We start from the raw sequence: 18,584 nt of genomic DNA, 5'->3' as shown, positions 1-18,584 counted from the left end.
CGGCACTGGAGGCGGTCGCCGTTTGGTCTGGGGTGGTCACCGTCGGCCTTGGGAAGGTTGTCCAACCAGAGTGCCGGTGATGGGATGCCTTGGCATGGCGCGGCTGGATTGCTCCGATCTTCGCCACACCCGTGAAAGTAGGTCGTGCCCTTCGCAGGGCTCGCCCGCATTGGCCCCGGGCGACGTCAGATCAGCATGGGACCTTGCCGCCGCATGACTCGATTCCGCTGGGCCCACACACCGCGCGCCACCATCTGCGTGGCGACTCGACCGCATAGCTCAGCCCCATCAACGCGGGCATCAGGATGGGCGCCTCGACGCGCGACCCGATTCAGGAGCTCCAGCGACGCGCCCCGCCAAAGGCGCCATTTCCGCACGACCGTCTAACTCAAACCGCCGGCTGGTCAGCGGAACCACTCTGACCGAGCGCCAATCCATGCGCGGCCACCCAACTCTTCGCAGGAGTGCCCATCGACCGACCGCAGCACCCTCCTTCGGCCTCTCGTCAGGATGGGCCCCGCTGAATCCAGCACTGCGGGAGCCCTCCTTTTCGACGGGCCGGCCCACCGCACCGTTTCACGTGAAACCGAGCAACCCTCAACATTCAACACACCTCGGAAGAGCAGACTCCCACCACGCTCAACCCCGCCACCACAGGCCCGGCCTTCATCGGCGCCCCGCCTTCATTGGCCACCAGACCATCAGGGGTCACCCTGGCCTTCGCGAGCTGCGCGCCACCCTCACCACGAACCATCCGCCACCCTCACCACGAGCCACCCATCACCCTCACCACGAACCATCCGCCACCCTCACCACGAGACACCCGTCACCACGGTCCACCCGTCACCACGGACACGGCGTTCACGGCCCACATGCCACCACGGACTAGTTGCCAGCGCCTGGCCTCGGGCTACTTCGAACTGGGAAGCGGCGACCACTGATCGCCCAGTCCCATCGCCCTCAACAACCGCCGCACCGATCTGCCTCCGAACCAATTCCTGCGAGTAGCCATCTCTCGCACACCCCGGCCGCCCCAGCATCAAGCCGCCACAAGCACGACTCGCAATTGGCAATCTCCGCAGTCACCACAGTCAGACTGCAGTAGTGATCCGTCCCGTGATCCGAATTCCGCTATGGGGTCAGGCACACGAACACAGCTCCACCCGACGGTTGACCGCCATCTCGCCGCTGGCGCCCACCGCGAGCGCCGCCCACCACTGGCGCCCACCCGCCAGCGCCGCCCACCACTGGCGGCCGGCGCCAACTGCCGCACCCAGCCTCCGCATCGACACCTCCCGGGCCTGCAACTCCAACGCCCGCGCCGCCCGCCCACCGAGGCACCACCCGCATCTGCGAAGCCAAGTCCGTCGCCTGTTTCCCGCCGCGCATAGAACCTCCCGTCCAGATTTCTGTGCTTGGCCGCGGTAGACGAAGATTCGCCAGCCTCACTCCGCCGCCCAACGGCACCCCCCGCGCCCGCCCCGCGCCCGCCCCGCGCCGCCCCGCTCGGTGGCCATTTCATCCCGGCGCCACTTCCAGCCGATTCCGCCAGCCGGCCAAATTTCGACCGGGCACCCCACCGACAGCGTCTGCCGAACCGATTGACTTGACGACCCACAGCACTTCCACAAATGCAGCTGGGACTGAGGGGCCGGTCCAACCGGCGGCACCATTCCCGGGACAACGACGGCGGCGCTCCCCTCGTCGCTAGCCCTCCTCGCAACTTGCAGGACCCCCGCGCACCGGGCAGAGGGACGCAACTTCCTTCAGGCCGCCTCACTTGGTCGCACAGCCGTTTCACGTGAAACACCAAGCGCGGCGCCGCCGTGTCCATCGCTGGCGTTTCGCGGACCTGTTTCGCCCCGTTGATGGATTCACTGCGATCGGCAGACCCACGCCTACGAAGGCCTCACAAGCCCACCAACGCAGCTCCTGCATCCCATCCAACACACGGCGAGGATCCGTCATCTCGGGGCGATGTTTCACGTGAAACCTCTCTGGCTCGACGGCCGAAATCCTTCGTTCTCCCCTGCGATAGCCGATTGCCTGATCACCATCCCCTGTCGACCGTGGACCGCGGGCTGGCACAGCAACCCACCCCACCGCCCCCGTCCGAGCCGTACTCAACTCCAAATCCCAACGGCTCGATTGGCCATTGAGAGGACCCCGAGTGTCCCGCTTCCACCGACCCGCCATCCTGCTTGCCTCCGCCTCGATTGCGGCCGGCATTCTGGTGGCGCCGTCCGCGGCCTACGCCGCCGACACCACCACCCAGCTGACCAAGGCTCAGATGAAGGCGGAACTCAGCGAGGTCGCCAAGGCCACCGAGTCCGCGTCCGTTGCCGGGTGGGGCGGGACCTACAAGGTCACGATCAGCGGAGCGGAAGGCGGGGCAACGTTCGCGATCGACCCGACCGGTGGGCGCGCCTACTACGAGTTCACTGTCGATCGCGAGACGAGCGCCGGCTACGCGGTAGCGAACAAGGGCTCCTACGAGCACTTCCAGACAAGGGCCGAGTACGCCGCGGCAAAGCTACTGGGCCGCCCCTCGGCGAAGTTCGTCTTCACCACGAACACGAAGCTGGACCTGGACGACTGGGTCGACGACAACGAGCCCCGCCCCAGCATCATGCTCGCCGACAGCGCCAACCACGCCGGCACGAAGACGGTCCACGACGACGGCTCCAGCACCTACAGCTACGAGGTTCCCGAGGACGCGGTCACCACCATCGAGGTAGGCGAGGACGGCGTGCTGGACAGCGTCGGCGTGAGCTACCCGCCGCTGCTGAGTCAGACCCTCGCGTACGCCTACGGCCCCCAAACAGTGACCCTCCCCTCCGCAGACCAAACAGTCAGCCGCGCGGCCCTCACCAAGGCACTTGCCTACGTCGACATGCCCGCAGCCACCAAGGACGTCGCCACTCGCAGCGCCAAGGCAACCCTGAAAGCAGCCAAGGGCAAGAAGGTCACGGTCGCCAACCTACGCAAGATCGCTCGCAACACGGCAGCCGCCCACAACGCCACCGCCAACGAAAAGGTCCTCGCCGTCACCAACGTCAAGGACGGCGTACGGGTCAGCGCCAAGAACCCGTACACGGGCCAGAAGGTGTCCTACACCCTCAAGGCCTCCGGCAAGAAGGTCATCATGCGGAAGGCCTGAGCCTCGCAGCAGTTGCCGACGACGCCACCCCCACCAAACGGAGGGCGGGGGTGGCCAGCGGAGGCGGCCAGCGGAGGCGGCCAGCGGAGGCGGCCGACCGAGTCGGTCGACCGAGGCGGCCGGCCGAGTCGCGCAACAAGGGATAGCCAGCGGCAGGGCACCACCAAGGAACCAGTCGTACATCCAGAGCTCACAGCACCCCGTTTCACGTGAAACCAAACAACGCCCTGCGCTGACATCCATCCCCAGACACCGCAGGGCGACGACCTACCAGCCAACATTGGATCATCACTACATTCCGCGCACTGGCGATCCGATCGACAGCTTCAACGGCCAGCCGACCAAGTCAGAAGACGCAAAAAGCGAGCCACCACAGACCCGCCACCCTGATTCCGGCAAACACGCCAGAAACTCACATTCTGTTTGCAGAAACCAGCCGCAGAGGCCTGGGCAGAAATCCCAGGAGAATCGTTCTGACAGAACCGGATTCGACCCTCAAAACAGCCCCCGAATCCGGCTAGCCAATAGACAACACAAAAGGCGCGCGGCCAATCCCGCGCGCCCAACTAACCAACCAGCGAAAGTCCAGACCTGACCCCAGAGCCAAACCCGACCAAGGACCTCAGTCCCCAGCCGAGTCCCCCCGAGGCGCCCCTTCCTCCTCCACACCGATCATCCCCACGATCCGCTCAAGGTCATCAACCGTGGCGAACTCGATCGTGATCTTCCCCTTGTTCCGGCCGATGTCAACCTTCACCCGGGTATCGAACCGATCCGACAACCGCTCAGCCAGATCATTCAGAGCAGGCGCGTGTACCTTCGCCCGCCGAGCCGGCGCCGTCTTCTTGGGCGTCCCATCCGAGATCGCCAGCGTCACGAGCTCCTCAGTGGACCGTACGGACAACCCCTCCCGAACGATCCGCTCCGCCAGCTGCTCCTGCGCCTCGCTGTCGTCCAAGCCCAGAAGAGCCCGCGCATGCCCCGCCGACAGAACCCCAGCCGCCACCCGCCGCTGGACCTGCGCCGGCAGATTCATCAACCGGATCGTGTTCGAGATCTGAGGCCGCGACCGGCCGATCCGCCGAGCCAGCTCCTCGTGGGTAGCGCCGAACTCCTCCAACAACTGCTGATAAGCAGCCGCCTCTTCGAGCGGGTTGAGGTTCGCCCGATGGATGTTCTCAAGCAGCGCATCCCGCAGCATCGCGTCGTCAGGTGTGTACCGAACGATCGCCGGAATGGTCTCCTTACCAACAGCCTGCGCCGCCCGCCAGCGACGCTCGCCCATCACGAGCTCGTACCGGCCGTCACCGACGTCCCGCACCACGATCGGCTGCAGGAAGCCGACCTCTTGAATGGAGGTCTTCAGCTCCTCCAGCGCCTCCTCGTCAAAGACATGACGAGGCTGTTTGGCGTTCGGCTCGATGGCCGACACCGGCAGCTCAGCGAATCGAGCACCGGGCACCGGCGCCAACTCGTTCTCAGCCGGAGCCGCAGGAGCCGGGATCGGCGCAACGGGAGCAGCAGCGGCCGGACTGTCAACCGACGCCGCCACCGAGGCCACGGCCGCCGGCTCGGGAACCACCTCAACCGCTGCCGCCGGATCAGCGACGGGCGCCGTGGGGATCAAAGCACCCAGGCCTCGGCCCAGGCCACCCCGCGGACGGTTCTTCATGCCGTGCCTCCCGTGTCGACCCCACGCATCGCAATCTCCAGGGCCGCCTCGAAATAGCTGGTGGCACCCCGTGATCCCGGATCGTAGGTCATCACCGACTGGCCGTAGCTAGGAGCCTCCGAAACCCGCACGTTTCGGGGAATGACGGCGTTCAGAACCTTAGCTCCGAAGTGGTTCCGTACGTCCTGTTCGACCGCGTCCGCAAGGCGGGTCCGCCGGTCGTACATGGTCAGCAGAATCGTCGAAACGTCCAGCGTCGGGTTCAGGTGCTGGCGTACCAGATTGATGTTGTTGATCAGCTGGTTGAGGCCCTCCAGCGCGTAGTACTCACACTGGATCGGAATCAGCACCTCCTGCGCAGCGCAGAGCGCGTTGACAGTCAGCAGCCCGAGCGACGGCGGGCAGTCGATGAAGACGTAGTCGAACTTCTCCGGATGGCCGGCGATCGCCCGCGACAGCCGCGACTCACGAGCCACCACCGAGACCAACTCGATCTCCGCACCGGCCAGGTCAATCGTCGCCGGCACGCAGTACAGGTTCGGAATACCCTCGACCGGCTGCGCGACCTCGGCCAGCGGCACGTTGTCGATCAGGCAGTCGTAGACGTCCGGCACTCCAGCGTGGTGCGGCACGTTCAGACCCGTCGAGGCGTTGCCCTGCGGGTCCAGGTCGACCACCAGCACGCGGTTGCCGTGAAGTGCCAGCGCGACAGCCAGGTTCACGGTCGTGGTCGTCTTACCGACGCCGCCCTTCTGGTTGGCGACGCAAATCACCCTCGGGTGGTCCGGTCGCGGCATGATGATCTCGCCGCTCGGGTTGAGGATCTGCACAGCTCGCAACGCTTCCATGGCGAGGGGCGGATCGTCTTCATCCCCGCCCGGCGTTTCACGTGAAACATGCTCGCTGGGCTGAACGGGCACCCCGGAAGTAGGCACCACGGATGAAGGCGCACCGGAAACGGGACCCGCCGCACTTGGAACTGATAACGGCGACGATCCCGACCGGGGTGCCGGAGATGGCCCTCGGAAGTCGTCGGCAGCCTGATGTGGCGAGTTCCCGTGGCCATACTGCAGCGACGGACCGTGTCCGCCGGCCCGCGGCTGCGGAACATTCTGCTCGCCAGCGTGCAGCCCGCCCACGCTCATTCCCGACGGCCTGTCGAGAGGCGACTCGGTTTCACGTGAAACACCGTACTCATGCACCGCTTTATCCCTGTTTGCTAGGAACGGTTCGGCCGGCGAAGCGTGTGGCCCGGCAGAGGAGATCCGCTCCACACTATCGACGCCCAGCCAGCCTACGGGCGTCGGGCATGCGCCGCCATGGTCCGCAGTCCGATGAGTCGAGCGCAACCCCGACAATTCCGAGCCTGCCGCCGCGACGAACACCATGACGCCCGGGACCAACCGCATCGATCCGCCAGAAGATCCAACATCAAAGCCATTTTTCGTACGCCGAAAGCCCACATTCGGCCCCACGAAGGCAATTCCACTACGTCTCAGGCCCAACACAGCGCCCGCAAAGTCCGTCAACGCCGGCTGTTGCCAGGTCAAACTAGCGACCGTCCCCACCGGCCACGGCCACGGCTGCACACAAACATAGGCCAACTCAGGCACCCCATGCAGCCGCGGAGCAGCCTCTTCAACACCGGTCCCCACCGGCAACGGCCGCCCAGGCGCCGGACTGAGCGGCACCAGCACAGGCGATGAACCAGCGGAGGCCGGTAAGCCAGCGAAGGCCGGCGAGCCAGCGAAGGCCGACGAGCCAGGGAAAGCCGGTGAGCCCGGCAAGGCCGGTGAGCCCGGCAAGGCCGGTGAGCCCGGCAAGGCCGGTGAGCCAGCAGTGGCCGACGAGCCCGGCAAGGCCGGTGAGTCACCAGAGACCGACGAGCCAGGGAGGGCGGACGAGCTAGGAGAGGCTAGAGAAGAACCCAATGAATCCGCAGAGCCGGCAAAGCTCGGTGGAGTCGACGAGACCGGGAGACTTGGTCCCGCCGGGCGTTCTGGTGCCTTCGACGGCTCAGCGGGATGCGCCTTGCGACCGTTTCGCTTGCGCGCGTCCCGCCGACCCATCTAGCCCCTCCGCGATCTCCCTCGCCCGCCACCCCGGCGTACTTCGCCCTTCGCCGAACCCCGCGCCGAAGACGCAGCAGCAGCCCGTGTCCCCACGACACGCTCCCGCACGATCTCGACCACCGTCGCCGGCGGGTCGATCAGGCCAACCCCGCAGAGCCGCACAACAGCCTCTCCACCGCCCAGCTTCGACACCGCACTCTGGTGAGAAGCGATCTCCTCGGCCGCCGAAGCACCCTTGAGCGCGAGGAGCCGCCCACCCTCCCGGGCCAGCGGCAGGCACCACCCGGCCAGCTTGTCGAGCGCCGCCACCGCCCGGGCCGTGACGATGTCGGCACCCGGCAGGTGCCCGGCAACCTCTTCCGCGCGGCCGCGCAGAACTGTGACGTGTCCATCCAGGCCCAGTTCGGCGACCGCCTCGTCCAGGAACGCGGTTCGTCGTGCAAGTGGTTCGACCAGGGTGATGGCAAGATCCGGCCGGGCCACGGCAAGAACGATACCGGGCAAACCAGCACCAGAGCCCATGTCAACGACTGAAGCGCCGAACGGGATTATCTCCGACATAACGCCACAGTTCACAAGATGTCGTTCCCACAGCCGAGGCGTCTCCCGCGGGCCGATCAGCCCCCGCACTACACCCTCGGTACCGAGCAACTCCGCGAACCGCCCCGCCAACGCCAACCGCTCCCGAAACACCTCAGCAGCCGCCACCGCCACCTCTTCCGGCGGCACACCAAGCCCCTCCGAACCCGGAGCCGAAGCCGGCGCGGGGGAAGGAGACGGCGCGGAGGAAGGAGACGGCGCGGAGGAAGGAGACGGCGCGGAAAAAGGAGACGGCGCGGAAGACGTGCCCGGCGCAGAAGAAGAAGACGGCGAGGAAGACGTGCCCGGCGCGGACGAAGCCGGCGAGGCGGAGGACAGCGAAGAGGGCGAACCCGAGGCCGAAGGCGAGGAAGCGGAAGACGACGCGGGGTGGACCGGCGACGAAGGCGGCGCCGAACCCGGTGCGGAAGGTGCGACCGGTGCGGAAGGTGCGACCGGCGGGGAAGGTGCGACCGGCGGGGAAGGTGGCGGGGAGACGGGTGGGAAAGACGACGGCCCGGGCGACTCAGCGCCCGGGCCGAAACCCCCCACCCCAAAGCGTGGGTCAGTCACGAGATCAATCCGCCACACGCACCACGATGCGCCGGTTGGGCTCCACACCCTCCGACTCACTCTGCACACCCGGAATGGCGTTCACCACGTCGTGCACGCACTTGCGCTCGAACGCCGACATCGCCTCCAGGCGTACCGGATCTCCGTGTTCCTTGACCTTCTCCACGGCGTTGCGAGCCACCGCCGCGAGCTCCTTGCGCCGGGCCGCCCGGTAACCACCGATGTCCAGCAGAAGCCGGCTCGGCGAACCCGTGGCCCGGAAGATGGCGAGCCGGGTGAGCTCCTGGAGCGCCTCGAGCGTGGCGCCGCGCTGACCGACGAGCGGCTGAAGCCGTCCGCCGACCACCTCGACCATCGGACGGCCGGCCGAGACCAGCTCGTCGATGTCGCCGTCGTAGTCGAGGATGTCCAGCAGACCCTCGACATAGTCCGCCGCGATCTCGCTCTGGCGGAACAGGTCGCCGTCCGAGGCGACGCTCTCCGACTTCTTCGCTTCGTCGGCGCCGGTCGCCTCAGCGGCCTCGGCCACCGAGGACACCGAGGACGCCGCAGGCGCCGAGGACGCCGTGGACGCCGCAGGCGCCGACGATGCCGACTGCTCGGCGGAAGGGGGAGTGCTGGTGTCGGTCACGGTCTCATCTCCGTTGTCACTCGATCCGGACCGAAGTCGGTCCGCTGTTTCCCGCGCCGCCGGATACATACCCGAACCAGCCCGGGGAGGTCTGTGCCGAAGGGGAGCGCCCGGACCCGAAGGCCCGGGCTGCGATCATCCCTTGGGTTTGTTCGCCGGTCGGGCGCCCTTCTTCGGATTCACCGGTTTGGCACCGGGCTTCGGGGCGAGCGCCTTCGTGTCGACGACCGGGCTGGTCGGCTCGGGCGCCGGCTTGCGGCCGAACAGGCCACCGGTGCGGGCCGGCTGAACCGGGTTCTTGGTGCCGGTGCGGTTGCCGGCGGAACCGGCCGGGCGGGCCGACGAGCTGCCGCCCTTGGCGCCGGCCATCTGCACCGGCGGGAACTTCCGCAGCACCCACTGCTGCTGGGCCAGGGTGAACAGGTTGTTCGTCACCCAGTAGATGACCACACCGATCGGGAACAGCGCGCCGGAGATCAGCAGCGAGAACGGGATGCCGTACAGCATCAGCCGCTGGATCATCTTCTGCTGCGGGTCCTCGGCCCAGCCGGTCTTGAGGATCATCTGGCGGCTGGTGAGGAACGTGGTCGCCATCATCGTGAGGACCAGGATGGCCGCCAGGACCTTGACCGTGGTGCCGTCCGCACCGACCGCGGCCAGCTCGGCCGGGGTCGAGCCGAACTTCGCGCTGATCGGCGCGTTGAACAGGTGCGCGTTCGCCGCGCTGTTGAACTGCTCGAGCGACCAGCCGTACAGCTGCTTGTACTCGTCGGAGATCGTCGGGTCCAGGTGCTGGAGCACGTGGAAGAGGCCGAAGAAGACCGGGATCTGCAGGAACATCGGAAGGCAGCCCATGAGCGGGTTCGCCTTCTCCGTCCGGTACAGCTCCATCATTTCCTTCTGGAGCGTTTCCCGGTCACCCTTGTGCTTCTCCTGCAGCGCCTTCACCTTGGGCTGCAGCGCCTGCATCGCCCGCTGGCTCTTGATCTGCTTGACGAAGACCGGGAACAAGATGACGCGCAGCGTCACCACCAGGAAGATGATCGCGAGGATCCACGCCCAGTTGGTGCCGATCACGCGCTCATCAGGGACGCCGATCGCGTCCCACAGGGCGTGCCATCGCAGGAGGATCCACGAAATGGCGTTGTAGATCCAGTCGAGACTCAATCTAAGCTCCAGTCACATCGGCAGGGCGGTGACGGATCGGGTCAGGCACCGGGTCGTACCCGCCAGGGTGGAAAGGGTGGCAACGAAGGAGCCGCCAGATCGCCAGGCCCGTTCCCCGTAGCGCACCGTGCCGCGCCAGTGCCTCCTGGGCGTACGCGCTGCACGAGGGATAGAACCGACAGCGGGCCGGCAGCGCCGGACTCAAGTATCGACGGTACGCGACGACCATCGCCGTCAGGACGCGGGCAGCCACGCTCATCGTGGCCGCCGGGGTCGGCGGGCCGTCGCGAGCGCGCCCTCCAGGTCCGCGGCGAGTGTCGCGAACGTCGCCTCGGCAGCCGGCGGCAAGGCCCGGACCACCAGGGTTGTCCCCGCGGGAAGATCGTCGAGTAGTGGCCGGACCAGGTGCCGCAGACGCCGCCGGACCTTGTTGCGGGTCACCGCATTACCCACTGCCTTGGACACGACGAAGCCGGCGCGCGCCGTGGAGGCGTGCGCCGGCTCGTCGACAAGCAGATGAACGACCAGGGTTCCGCGACCGGCTCGACGGCCACCGCGAATCGCTGCGGCGAAGTCAGTGCTACGCCGCAGTCGCTGCGTCGCGGCCAGCACGACTACCTGGGCATTCCGGCCCGAAAAACCGTCGGCTCAGGCCGACAGCTTGTCGCGGCCCTTGGTGCGGCGGGACGACAGGATGGCACGGCCGGCACGGGTGCGCATGCGCAGCCGGAAGCCGTGGGTCTTGGCACGCCGGCGATTGTTCGGCTGGTAGGTGCGCTTGCTCACGAGAAAACTCCGTCTTCGTACTACGTCCAGGGGGTATCCGCTGCAAGGAGCCACTTTACCAGAGCGCGGACGAGCAACCGCCCAACCCTACGGAGAGCGGTTATGACGGTCAACCATATCCTGGGTCGGCACGCCGACAGGCAGGCATGGACCACCGCTACCTGGTCTTTCCGCGCACAAAGTGAATCTTTTCCCGCTGACGGGCAGGGGAGGGTCGGGCGGGCGGTTGTCGTCCACCTGTCGCCGCTGTTAGCGTGCGCGGTTGCTGGTCTCACCGGCCGTTCGCACCCCGCGAAGCGGCGGCCAAAACCGGACAAGCAGGTGGATCGTTCGCCACGGTGAGCCTGTTTTCAGCCCGCGCCACTACAGGCTCCGGTAAATCTGCCGACCATCCGGCCGGGAGCGGCCACCGGTAACACCACAGGGTGTGGATAACCTGTGGATAGCCGGTGGCGCCGTGCGTGTTCAGCACGTTAACTGTGCTGGGTTGGGGGGCCGATCGGTTGCCTGCACAGGGCACCGACAGGCACAGGCGGAAGGCCGGACACAAGGTCCACCGGGGGTCGGTGGCGATGGGGGTGGCGCGGCGGTGGCCGATCAGGTCGACCTGAGCGAGGTGTGGAAGGCAACTCTGGGCGAGTTGTCCGACGAGATCGCCTCGCCGCAGCAGCGCGCCTACCTTCAGCTGGTCCGGCTCCGGGCGATAGTCGAGGACACCGCGCTGCTGTCGGTTCCGGACACCTTCACTCGCGACGTCATCGAGTCCCGCATGCGCGCGGCGATCACTGAGGCCCTCACCCGCCGGCTCAGCCGCCCGATACAGGTCGCCGTCACGGTCCGCCCGCCCGAGGACGGTTCCGGTGTCCCCGGCACCGTCTACGGCACGCCGGTCGAGGCCGGCCAGCCGCCGGTCGAGCCGCAGCCCCGGCACTACGCCGAGCCGCCCCGCTATCCGGACGCCGGCCCCTATCAGCAGGACACCGGGCAGTATCAGCCCGACGCCGGTCCCTATCAGCCGGAGCTGCCGGCCTACCCCGGCCAGCCTCGCCCGCCGGAGCCGTACCCCACCGGTTCCGCGCAGCACTCCGCGCCCGCCAACCCGTTCGCCCGAGGCGTGCCCACCGCCCGCGACGGTCAGGAAGCCCTGTTCGCCGATCCGATGCCGCAGGCGCCGCCCCCGCCGATGAACCGGCCCACGGCCGGGCCCACCGGTGAGAAGGGTCCCGAGCCGCAGAACGACACCGTCGGGCACCGGATGGCGGCCAACCCGTCCCAGCTGCGCGACAACCAGCGGCACCCGGACGACCGCCCGGCCATGCTCTCGGACCGCCGCGACGAGCCGATCCCGACCCGCGGTGACAACGGCCCCGGCCGGCCGCCGCTGGATCTGCGTGGTCCCGGCGCGTCACCGCGCCCGGGCGGCAACGACGGCAACCGTCTCAACCCGAAATACATGTTCGAGACGTTCGTCATCGGCTCGTCCAACCGGTTCGCGCACGCCGCCGCCGTGGCCGTCGCGGAGTCGCCGGCGAAGGCTTACAACCCGCTGTTCATCTACGGCAGCTCCGGGCTGGGCAAGACCCACCTCCTGCACGCGATCGGCCACTACGCCACCACCCTGGGCCACGCGCGCTCGGTCCGCTACGTGTCGACCGAGGAGTTCACCAACGATTTCATCAACAGCCTGCGGGACGACAAGACCCAGGCGTTCCAGCGCCGTTACCGGGACGTCGACATCCTCCTGATCGACGACATCCAGTTCCTGGAGAACCGGGAGCGGACCCAGGAGGAGTTCTTCCACACCTTCAACACGCTGCACAACGCCAACAAGCAGATCGTCATCAGCTCGGACCGCTCCCCGCGCCAGCTCGCGACGCTCGAGGACCGCATGCGCACCCGCTTCGAGTGGGGCCTGCTCGCCGACATCCAGCCGCCCGACCTCGAGACGCGCATCGCGATCCTCCAGAAGAAGGCCGCTCAGGAGCGGATGTACGCACCCGACGACGTCCTGGAGTTCATCGCCTCCCGCGTCTCCAACTCGATCCGCGAGCTCGAGGGCGCCCTCATCCGGGTGACCGCTTTTGCCAGCCTCACCCGCTCCCCGGTTCAGCTCTCCCTGGCCGAGGAGGTGCTCCGGGACTTCATGCCCGACGGCGCCGGCCCGGAGATCACCGCCGACCAGATCATGGTCTCCACCGCGGACTACTTCGGCGTCTCGCTCGAGGATCTGCGCGGGCACTCCCGCAGCCGCGTCCTGGTGAACGCCCGCCAGGTCGCCATGTACCTGTGCCGTGAGCTGACCGATCTCTCCCTCCCGCGCATCGGGCAGGCCTTCGGCGGACGCGATCACACCACGGTCATGCACGCCGATCGCAAGATCCGCCAGCACATGGCCGAGCGCCGCTCGCTCTACAACCAGATCGCCGAGCTCACCAACCGCATCAAGCAGAACACCTGACGCTTCCGCCGGTCACCCTTCGGCCTCAGCTCACCGCACTGCCTGGTCGCTCTTCTCAACCCCATTCATGGATACGCGCAATCGCGCTCTGCCCCGGGCGGACCGGGCGGCCACGTGCGTGGTCCCGCATGCGGTCCCCTTCCGGGTCATGAACCCACGCACCGGTTTCCCGCCGCCCACGAAAATCCTCAGGTCAGCCACCGCCGCGCCGAATCCTCAACTCGCAAACGGCCGTGCCGCTGCACAGCTCGCGTGGGGTTGTAGATGTGGAGCGCCTGCCGGTGGCGGGGTGCCCGGCGAACCCGCAAGTCGCCGGACACCCCGCCTTCCACAGGGCCGACCACTCCCGTGCACAACGGCCTGAACAGGACCTTCGCCGACAACCCACCGGTTATCCACCGGCTTTGCACCGGGTCGTCCACAGGTTGTCCCCAGATCTTCGCTGCTCAGACAACATATCGACGCGTCTCGCTGCCTGTATCTGAGGGCGAAAATCGTCGAGTTGTCAACGTCGCGACGTGACAGTTTCGTGCCAACGTTGTCCACACTAATCCACAGGCATCCACAGCCTTCCTCCCCAGACGGTGGACAACCCACGACACCCAACCCCACAGATGTGGACTAACCCTGGGGAAATCGATGTGGACAGTCACGTACGGTTACATCACTGCCCACACCCTGTGGAAACGTGTGGATTACCTGTTGAAGGTTCTGGGGACGACGAGCCGGTAGCGTCCCAGCGTTATGCACAGGGTGGGGGATAAACCCGGTGGATAAGCGGTGGATAGCCGGTGGACAACGGTGGACAACGCCCGTCGCGTCGGCGACTGTGGACGCAGCCCCGGGTTTGTACCCTGGTTGCCCACATGTGAATCACCGGTGGATAACGCTGTGACCTGCAGAGACTCAAGTTCTCCACACTATGCACAGGCCCTATGAAGACGACTAGTTATCTCTTCTAAGAAAACAAAAAGCAATCATCAGCGTTGTGGAAGGTGTGGATGGGCTGCTTGCGGCTCGCCGTGCCCTCGGCTCGACTTCGCAGCACCGGGGTCGGGCGCGCATGGATACCGCTGGAGCCATAGAGTTCAGTGGGGCCGACGCCCCTGTAGAGGAAGCATCGCGGAGGACAGCATGAAGTTCCGGGTGGAACGAGACGCCCTTGCCGACGCCGTGGCCTGGACAGCCAAGAGCCTGCCCAGCCGGCCGTCGGTGCCGGTGCTCGCCGGCGTCCTGCTGCGAGTCACCGACAGCCGCCTGCAGGTCTCCGGTTTCGACTACGAGGTCTCCAGCCAGGTGAGCGTCGAGGTGCAGGCGGACGCCGACGGCGCCGCACTGGTCTCCGGCCGCCTGCTCGCCGAGATCACCAAGGCCCTGCCCGGCAAGCCGGTGGACATCGCCGCGGTCGGCGCACATCTGGAGCTGGTCTGCGGCAGCGCCCGCTTCACACTCCCCACCATGCCGGTCGAGGACTACCCCACCCTCCCGGACATGCCCTCCAGCGCCGGCACGGTCGAGTCGGCCGTCTTCGCCGCCGCGGTGGCCCAGGTCGCCGTCGCCGCCGGACGCGACGAGACGCTGCCGATGATGACCGGTGTGCGCCTCGAGCTGAACGGGTCGACGATGGCCATGCTCGCGACCGACCGCTACCGGCTGGCCATGCGCGAGATCGAGTGGAACCCGGACGACCCGGAGATCAGCCTGAACGCGCTGGTCCCGGCGAAAACGCTGAACGACACGGCCAAGGCCCTCGGCCCGCTGGGCGGTTCGGTGACGCTGGCCCTGGCGCAGGGCAGCGCAGGCGAGGGCATGATCGGTTTCGCCGGCGGGACCCGGCGCACCACCAGCCGCCTGCTCGACGGCGCCAACTACCCGCCGGTGCGCTCGCTCTTCCCCGCCTCGCACAACGCCGAGGCCCGGGTCTCGGTCGCCGCGCTGGTCGAGGTCGTGCGCCGCGTCGCGCTGGTCGCCGAGCGGACCACCCCGGTCCTGCTGAGCTTCAGCGAGGACGGCCTGGTCGTCGAGGCCGGCACCACCGAGGAGGCGCGCGCCAGCGAGGCCATGGAGGCCACCTTCACCGGTGAGCCGCTGACGATCGGCTTCAACCCGCAGTACCTGATCGACGGCCTGCAGAACCTGGGCGCTCCGACCGCGATGCTGGCGTTCGTCGACGCGTTCAAGCCCGCTGTGATCTCTCCCGCCGACGAAAACGGCGAAATCATCCCGGGTTACCGCTATCTGATCATGCCGATCCGGGTCACTCGCTGATACTGAGCTTGAACCATCCGCTCATCTAGGGAGATCACCATGCAACTCGGCCTGATCGGTCTCGGCCGAATGGGTGGCAACATGCGGGAACGACTGCGTGCTGCCGGGCACGAAGTAGTCGGATTCGACCAGAACCTGGATGTAAGCGACGCCGCCAGCTTGGCCGAGTTGGCCGAGAAGCTGGCCGCGCCGCGCGTCGTCTGGACGATGGTTCCATCCGGCAAGATCACTGAAGACACCATCGACCAGCTCGCCGGGGTGCTCTCGTCGGGCGACATCATCATCGACGGCGGAAACTCGAAGTTCACCGACGACGCCCCGCGCGCCGAGCGGCTGGCCGTCAAGGGCATCAAATACCTCGACGTCGGCGTCTCCGGCGGCGTCTGGGGCAAGACCAACGGCTACGCGCTGATGGTCGGCGGCGACGCCGCGACGGTGGAGCACTGCAAGCCGATCTTCGAGGCGCTCAAGCCGGCCGGTGAGTTCGGCTTCGCGCACGCCGGCACCCACGGCGCCGGCCACTACGCGAAGATGGTGCACAACGGCATCGAGTACGGCTTGATGCACGCGTACGCCGAGGGCTACGAGATCCTCAAGGCCTCCGAGTACATCCACGACGTGCCCGGCGTGATCAAGAGCTGGCGTGAGGGCAGCGTCGTCAAGTCCTGGCTTCTCGACCTGCTGGACCGGGCGCTCGAGGAGGACCCGGACCTGGAGAAGCTCAAGGGCTACGCGGACGACACCGGTGAGGGCCGCTGGACCGTCGACGAGGCCGTGCGCCTCGCCGTGCCGGCCCACGTCATCGCCGCGTCGCTGTTCGCGCGGTTCCAGTCACGCCAGGACGACTCGCCGGCCATGAAGGCCGTCGCCGCGCTGCGTCAGCAGTTCGGCGGCCACGCCGTCAAGCGCTGAGATGCACGTACGCCGGGTCGAGCTCGCCGACTTCCGTTCCTACGAGCGTGTGGCGGTCGACCTCGAACCCGGCGTATCCGTGCTGGTCGGGCAGAACGGCATGGGCAAGACAAACCTGATCGAAGCGCTCGGTTACGTGGCCACTCTGGACAGTCACCGGGTGGCCACGGACGCCCCGCTGGTCCGGGCCGGTGCGAGCTCAGCCGTGATCCGGTGTGCGATCGTCCACGATGGACGTGAACTGCTCGTCGAACTGGAGATCGTCCCCGGGAAGGCGAACCGCGCACGGCTCAACCGGTCCCCGGTGCGCCGGCCGCGCGAGGTGCTCGGCGCCTTGCGCATGGTGCTGTTCGCCCCGGAGGACCTCGAGCTGGTCCGCGGCGACCCGTCCGAGCGCCGCCGCTACCTCGACGACCTGCTCGTCGCCCGTCAGCCCCGGTTCGCGGGTGTGCGCGCCGACTACGACCGCGTCGTGAAACAGCGAAACGCCCTTTTGCGTACGGCGTACCTGACCCGGAAGGTGGGCGGCTCGCGCGGGCAGGACCTGTCGACGCTGGCCGTGTGGGATCAGCACCTGGCTCACCACGGCGCCGAGCTGCTGGCCGGTCGTATCGAGCTGGCGGCCGCTCTCGGACCGCACCTGACCAAGGCCTACGACGCGGTTGCCGCGGGACGGTCGGCCGCTTCGATCGCGTACGCATCAAGACTCGGAGACGGCCTGGCGGCGGACCGCCCAGGTCTGGAATCCGCCCTGCTGGCCTCCCTGCAGGAACGCCGGACCGCCGAGATCGAGCGTGGTGTCACCCTGGTCGGGCCGCATCGTGACGATCTCTCGCTGGTCCTCGGCGACCTGCCAGCCAAGGGGTACGCGAGCCACGGCGAATCCTGGTCGTTCGCGCTGGCCCTGCGCCTGGCCGCCTACGACCTGCTGCGCTCGGACGGCATCGAGCCGGTGCTCGTCCTCGACGACGTCTTCGCCGAGCTCGACGGTGGCCGGCGCGACCGTCTCGCCGCTCTGGTGTCCGATGCGGCCCAGCTGTTGGTGACATGTGCGGTGCCGGAGGATGTGCCGTCCGCGTTGCATGGTGCACGCTTTGACGTGACGACGGGGGCGGTGGAACGTGTCCGATGAACCGGGTAAGCGATCGAGAAAAGGCTCTCAGCGGCCCGTGAAGCCCTCAGGGGATCATGGGGCAGGGTCGGGTGTGGGTCCGCAGGCTTCCGGCGCTCCCTCGCCCGCTGAGGGGCACCCTTCGTTCTCCGGGGGGCCGCTGGAGGCCGGTGGCGATCTGGCCGGGCCGGAACTCGCCCGTGCCGTGCTGGACGCCGCCCTCGCCCGGCGGCGGGAGGCCGCCCGCACACCGCGGCGGCGCACCGGTGGCGGCAGCGGGGAACGGCGCCTGCGCGGCTACTCCGGTCCCGGGCCCGATCCGCGTGATCCACAGCTGTTCGGCGCGGTCCTGGAACGCCTGGTCAAAGCACGCGGCTGGGAGAAGCCGAAGGCCGAGGCGACGGTGTTCGGCGCCTGGGAGAAGGTGGTCGGCCCGGACATCGCCGCGCACAGCCGGCCGGTGAAACTCGACGACGGCGGCGTGCTCACCGTCGAGGCCGAGTCCACCGCCTGGGCCACCCAGCTGCGGCTGCTGGCCGCCACACTGCTGCAGAAGATCGCCAAAGAGGTCGGCCACAACGTGGTCACCAGGCTCAACATCCACGGACCGGCCGCGCCGTCCTGGAGCCGCGGCTCGTGGCGCGTGCAGGGCCGCGGACCGCGCGACACGTACGGCTGAAACCGATTCCGCTCGGCGAACGTCTTACCAGCATGATCGTTCGCCGCCTTCTGGTGCTGTTGCTGTTCGTGCTGGCGCCGATACCGGTTGCCGCCACTCCCGCGTGGGCCTGCTCGTGCAAGGCCGGCGCCGGTGTCGCGGAGGCGGAGGTCGCCTTCGTCGGTGTCGTGACCTCGATCGACGAGGCCGCGGGGTCGAGCCGGGTGGCCTTCACCGTCGAGTCCGTGGTCAAGGGCGATCCGCCCGCCGACGTGACGCTGACCACATCGGACAACGAGGCGTCCTGTGGATACCGCTTCGACCAGGGCGGGCGCTACCGCGTGTACGCCATCGCCGGGCAGACGTCGCTGTGCAGCGGCAACGAGATGATCACGGCGACGCCGACGTACACCGCCCGGGTCGAGCGGGTGTCCTCCGACCGTATCCACATCTTCTGGTTCGGGCTGGGGATCGTGGTCGTGGTGGTGGCCGCGGCGTTGACCGCGTTGCTACGGCAGCCGAGGGAGCACTGAGCGC

Annotated in this window: 16 protein-coding genes; 7 read left to right on the top strand and 9 right to left on the bottom strand. The window is 67.7% G+C overall.

Going from position 1 to position 18,584, the window contains the following annotated elements; genetic code table 11:
- Window positions 1–1,139: 1,139 nt before the first annotated feature.
- On the bottom strand, window positions 1,140–1,286 hold the full coding sequence (locus AB0M02_RS30395) for a hypothetical protein (protein ID WP_364232934.1): 147 nt from the start codon (window positions 1,284–1,286) through the stop codon (window positions 1,140–1,142).
- Between the two features lie 884 nt (window positions 1,287–2,170).
- On the opposite strand from AB0M02_RS30395, the gene AB0M02_RS30390 reads away from it, so the two are divergent.
- Window positions 2,171–3,160: a hypothetical protein gene (locus AB0M02_RS30390; protein ID WP_364232932.1), complete on the top strand. Its 990-nt coding sequence runs from the start codon at window positions 2,171–2,173 to the stop codon at window positions 3,158–3,160.
- Between the two features lie 622 nt (window positions 3,161–3,782).
- Here the strand turns inward: AB0M02_RS30390 and AB0M02_RS30385 are convergent.
- The 8 genes from AB0M02_RS30385 to rpmH all read right to left on the bottom strand — a co-directional run bounded on the left by AB0M02_RS30385 (window position 3,783) and on the right by rpmH (window position 10,640).
- Window positions 3,783–4,832, bottom strand: coding sequence for a ParB/RepB/Spo0J family partition protein (locus AB0M02_RS30385; protein ID WP_364232930.1), 1,050 nt, complete (start codon window positions 4,830–4,832; stop codon window positions 3,783–3,785).
- A complete protein-coding gene (locus AB0M02_RS30380; RefSeq protein ID WP_364232928.1) occupies window positions 4,829–5,770 on the bottom strand; it encodes a ParA family protein in 942 nt (313 codons plus the stop codon). The genes AB0M02_RS30385 and AB0M02_RS30380 overlap by 4 nt, the downstream gene beginning before the upstream one ends.
- Before the next feature lie 1,131 nt (window positions 5,771–6,901).
- Window positions 6,902–7,633 carry a 16S rRNA (guanine(527)-N(7))-methyltransferase RsmG gene (gene rsmG / locus AB0M02_RS30375; protein WP_364232926.1) on the bottom strand — a complete coding sequence of 244 codons (732 nt, stop codon included), beginning with the start codon at window positions 7,631–7,633 and terminating at the stop codon, window positions 6,902–6,904.
- A 427-nt stretch (window positions 7,634–8,060) separates the two neighbouring features.
- A complete protein-coding gene (locus AB0M02_RS30370; protein WP_364232924.1) occupies window positions 8,061–8,756 on the bottom strand; it encodes a R3H domain-containing nucleic acid-binding protein in 696 nt (231 codons plus the stop codon).
- Window positions 8,757–8,822: 66 nt separating this feature from the next.
- Window positions 8,823–9,854 (bottom strand): membrane protein insertase YidC, encoded by a 1,032-nt coding sequence (gene yidC / locus AB0M02_RS30365; RefSeq protein WP_364232921.1) that lies wholly within the window; start codon window positions 9,852–9,854, stop codon window positions 8,823–8,825.
- 1 nt (window position 9,855) lies between these two features.
- Window positions 9,856–10,113: a membrane protein insertion efficiency factor YidD gene (gene yidD / locus AB0M02_RS30360; RefSeq protein ID WP_364232918.1), complete on the bottom strand. Its 258-nt coding sequence runs from the start codon at window positions 10,111–10,113 to the stop codon at window positions 9,856–9,858.
- Window positions 10,110–10,466: a ribonuclease P protein component gene (gene rnpA, locus AB0M02_RS30355; RefSeq protein ID WP_364232916.1), complete on the bottom strand. Its 357-nt coding sequence runs from the start codon at window positions 10,464–10,466 to the stop codon at window positions 10,110–10,112. Before rnpA ends, yidD begins: the two co-directional genes overlap by 4 nt.
- Window positions 10,467–10,502: 36 nt before the next feature.
- Window positions 10,503–10,640, bottom strand: coding sequence for a 50S ribosomal protein L34 (gene rpmH, locus AB0M02_RS30350; RefSeq protein WP_111650962.1), 138 nt, complete (start codon window positions 10,638–10,640; stop codon window positions 10,503–10,505).
- A 589-nt stretch (window positions 10,641–11,229) separates the two neighbouring features.
- Between rpmH and dnaA the strand changes: the two genes are divergently transcribed.
- From dnaA to AB0M02_RS30320, 6 genes are all read left to right on the top strand, one after another.
- The gene (gene dnaA / locus AB0M02_RS30345) at window positions 11,230–13,098 is read left to right on the top strand and encodes a chromosomal replication initiator protein DnaA (RefSeq protein WP_364232913.1); all 1,869 of its coding nucleotides are present in this window, start codon (window positions 11,230–11,232) and stop codon (window positions 13,096–13,098) included.
- 1,134 nt (window positions 13,099–14,232) lie between these two features.
- On the top strand, window positions 14,233–15,366 hold the full coding sequence (gene dnaN / locus AB0M02_RS30340) for a DNA polymerase III subunit beta (protein ID WP_364232912.1): 1,134 nt from the start codon (window positions 14,233–14,235) through the stop codon (window positions 15,364–15,366).
- Between the two features lie 39 nt (window positions 15,367–15,405).
- Window positions 15,406–16,278: a phosphogluconate dehydrogenase (NAD(+)-dependent, decarboxylating) gene (gnd, locus tag AB0M02_RS30335; RefSeq protein ID WP_364232910.1), complete on the top strand. Its 873-nt coding sequence runs from the start codon at window positions 15,406–15,408 to the stop codon at window positions 16,276–16,278.
- Window position 16,279: 1 nt separating this feature from the next.
- On the top strand, window positions 16,280–17,410 hold the full coding sequence (gene recF / locus AB0M02_RS30330; RefSeq protein WP_364232909.1) for a DNA replication/repair protein RecF: 1,131 nt from the start codon (window positions 16,280–16,282) through the stop codon (window positions 17,408–17,410).
- 139 nt (window positions 17,411–17,549) lie between these two features.
- Complete coding sequence (locus AB0M02_RS30325) at window positions 17,550–18,068, top strand: DciA family protein (protein ID WP_364233293.1); 519 nt, start codon at window positions 17,550–17,552, stop codon at window positions 18,066–18,068.
- 32 nt (window positions 18,069–18,100) lie between these two features.
- Window positions 18,101–18,580, top strand: coding sequence for a hypothetical protein (locus tag AB0M02_RS30320; RefSeq protein WP_364232908.1), 480 nt, complete (start codon window positions 18,101–18,103; stop codon window positions 18,578–18,580).
- Window positions 18,581–18,584 lie beyond the last annotated feature (4 nt).

This window comes from Actinoplanes sp. NPDC051861 (assembly GCF_040681145.1).
In the GTDB taxonomy this organism is placed as follows: domain Bacteria; phylum Actinomycetota; class Actinomycetes; order Mycobacteriales; family Micromonosporaceae; genus Actinoplanes.
This window is presented reverse-complemented; position numbering and strand designations above follow the sequence as displayed.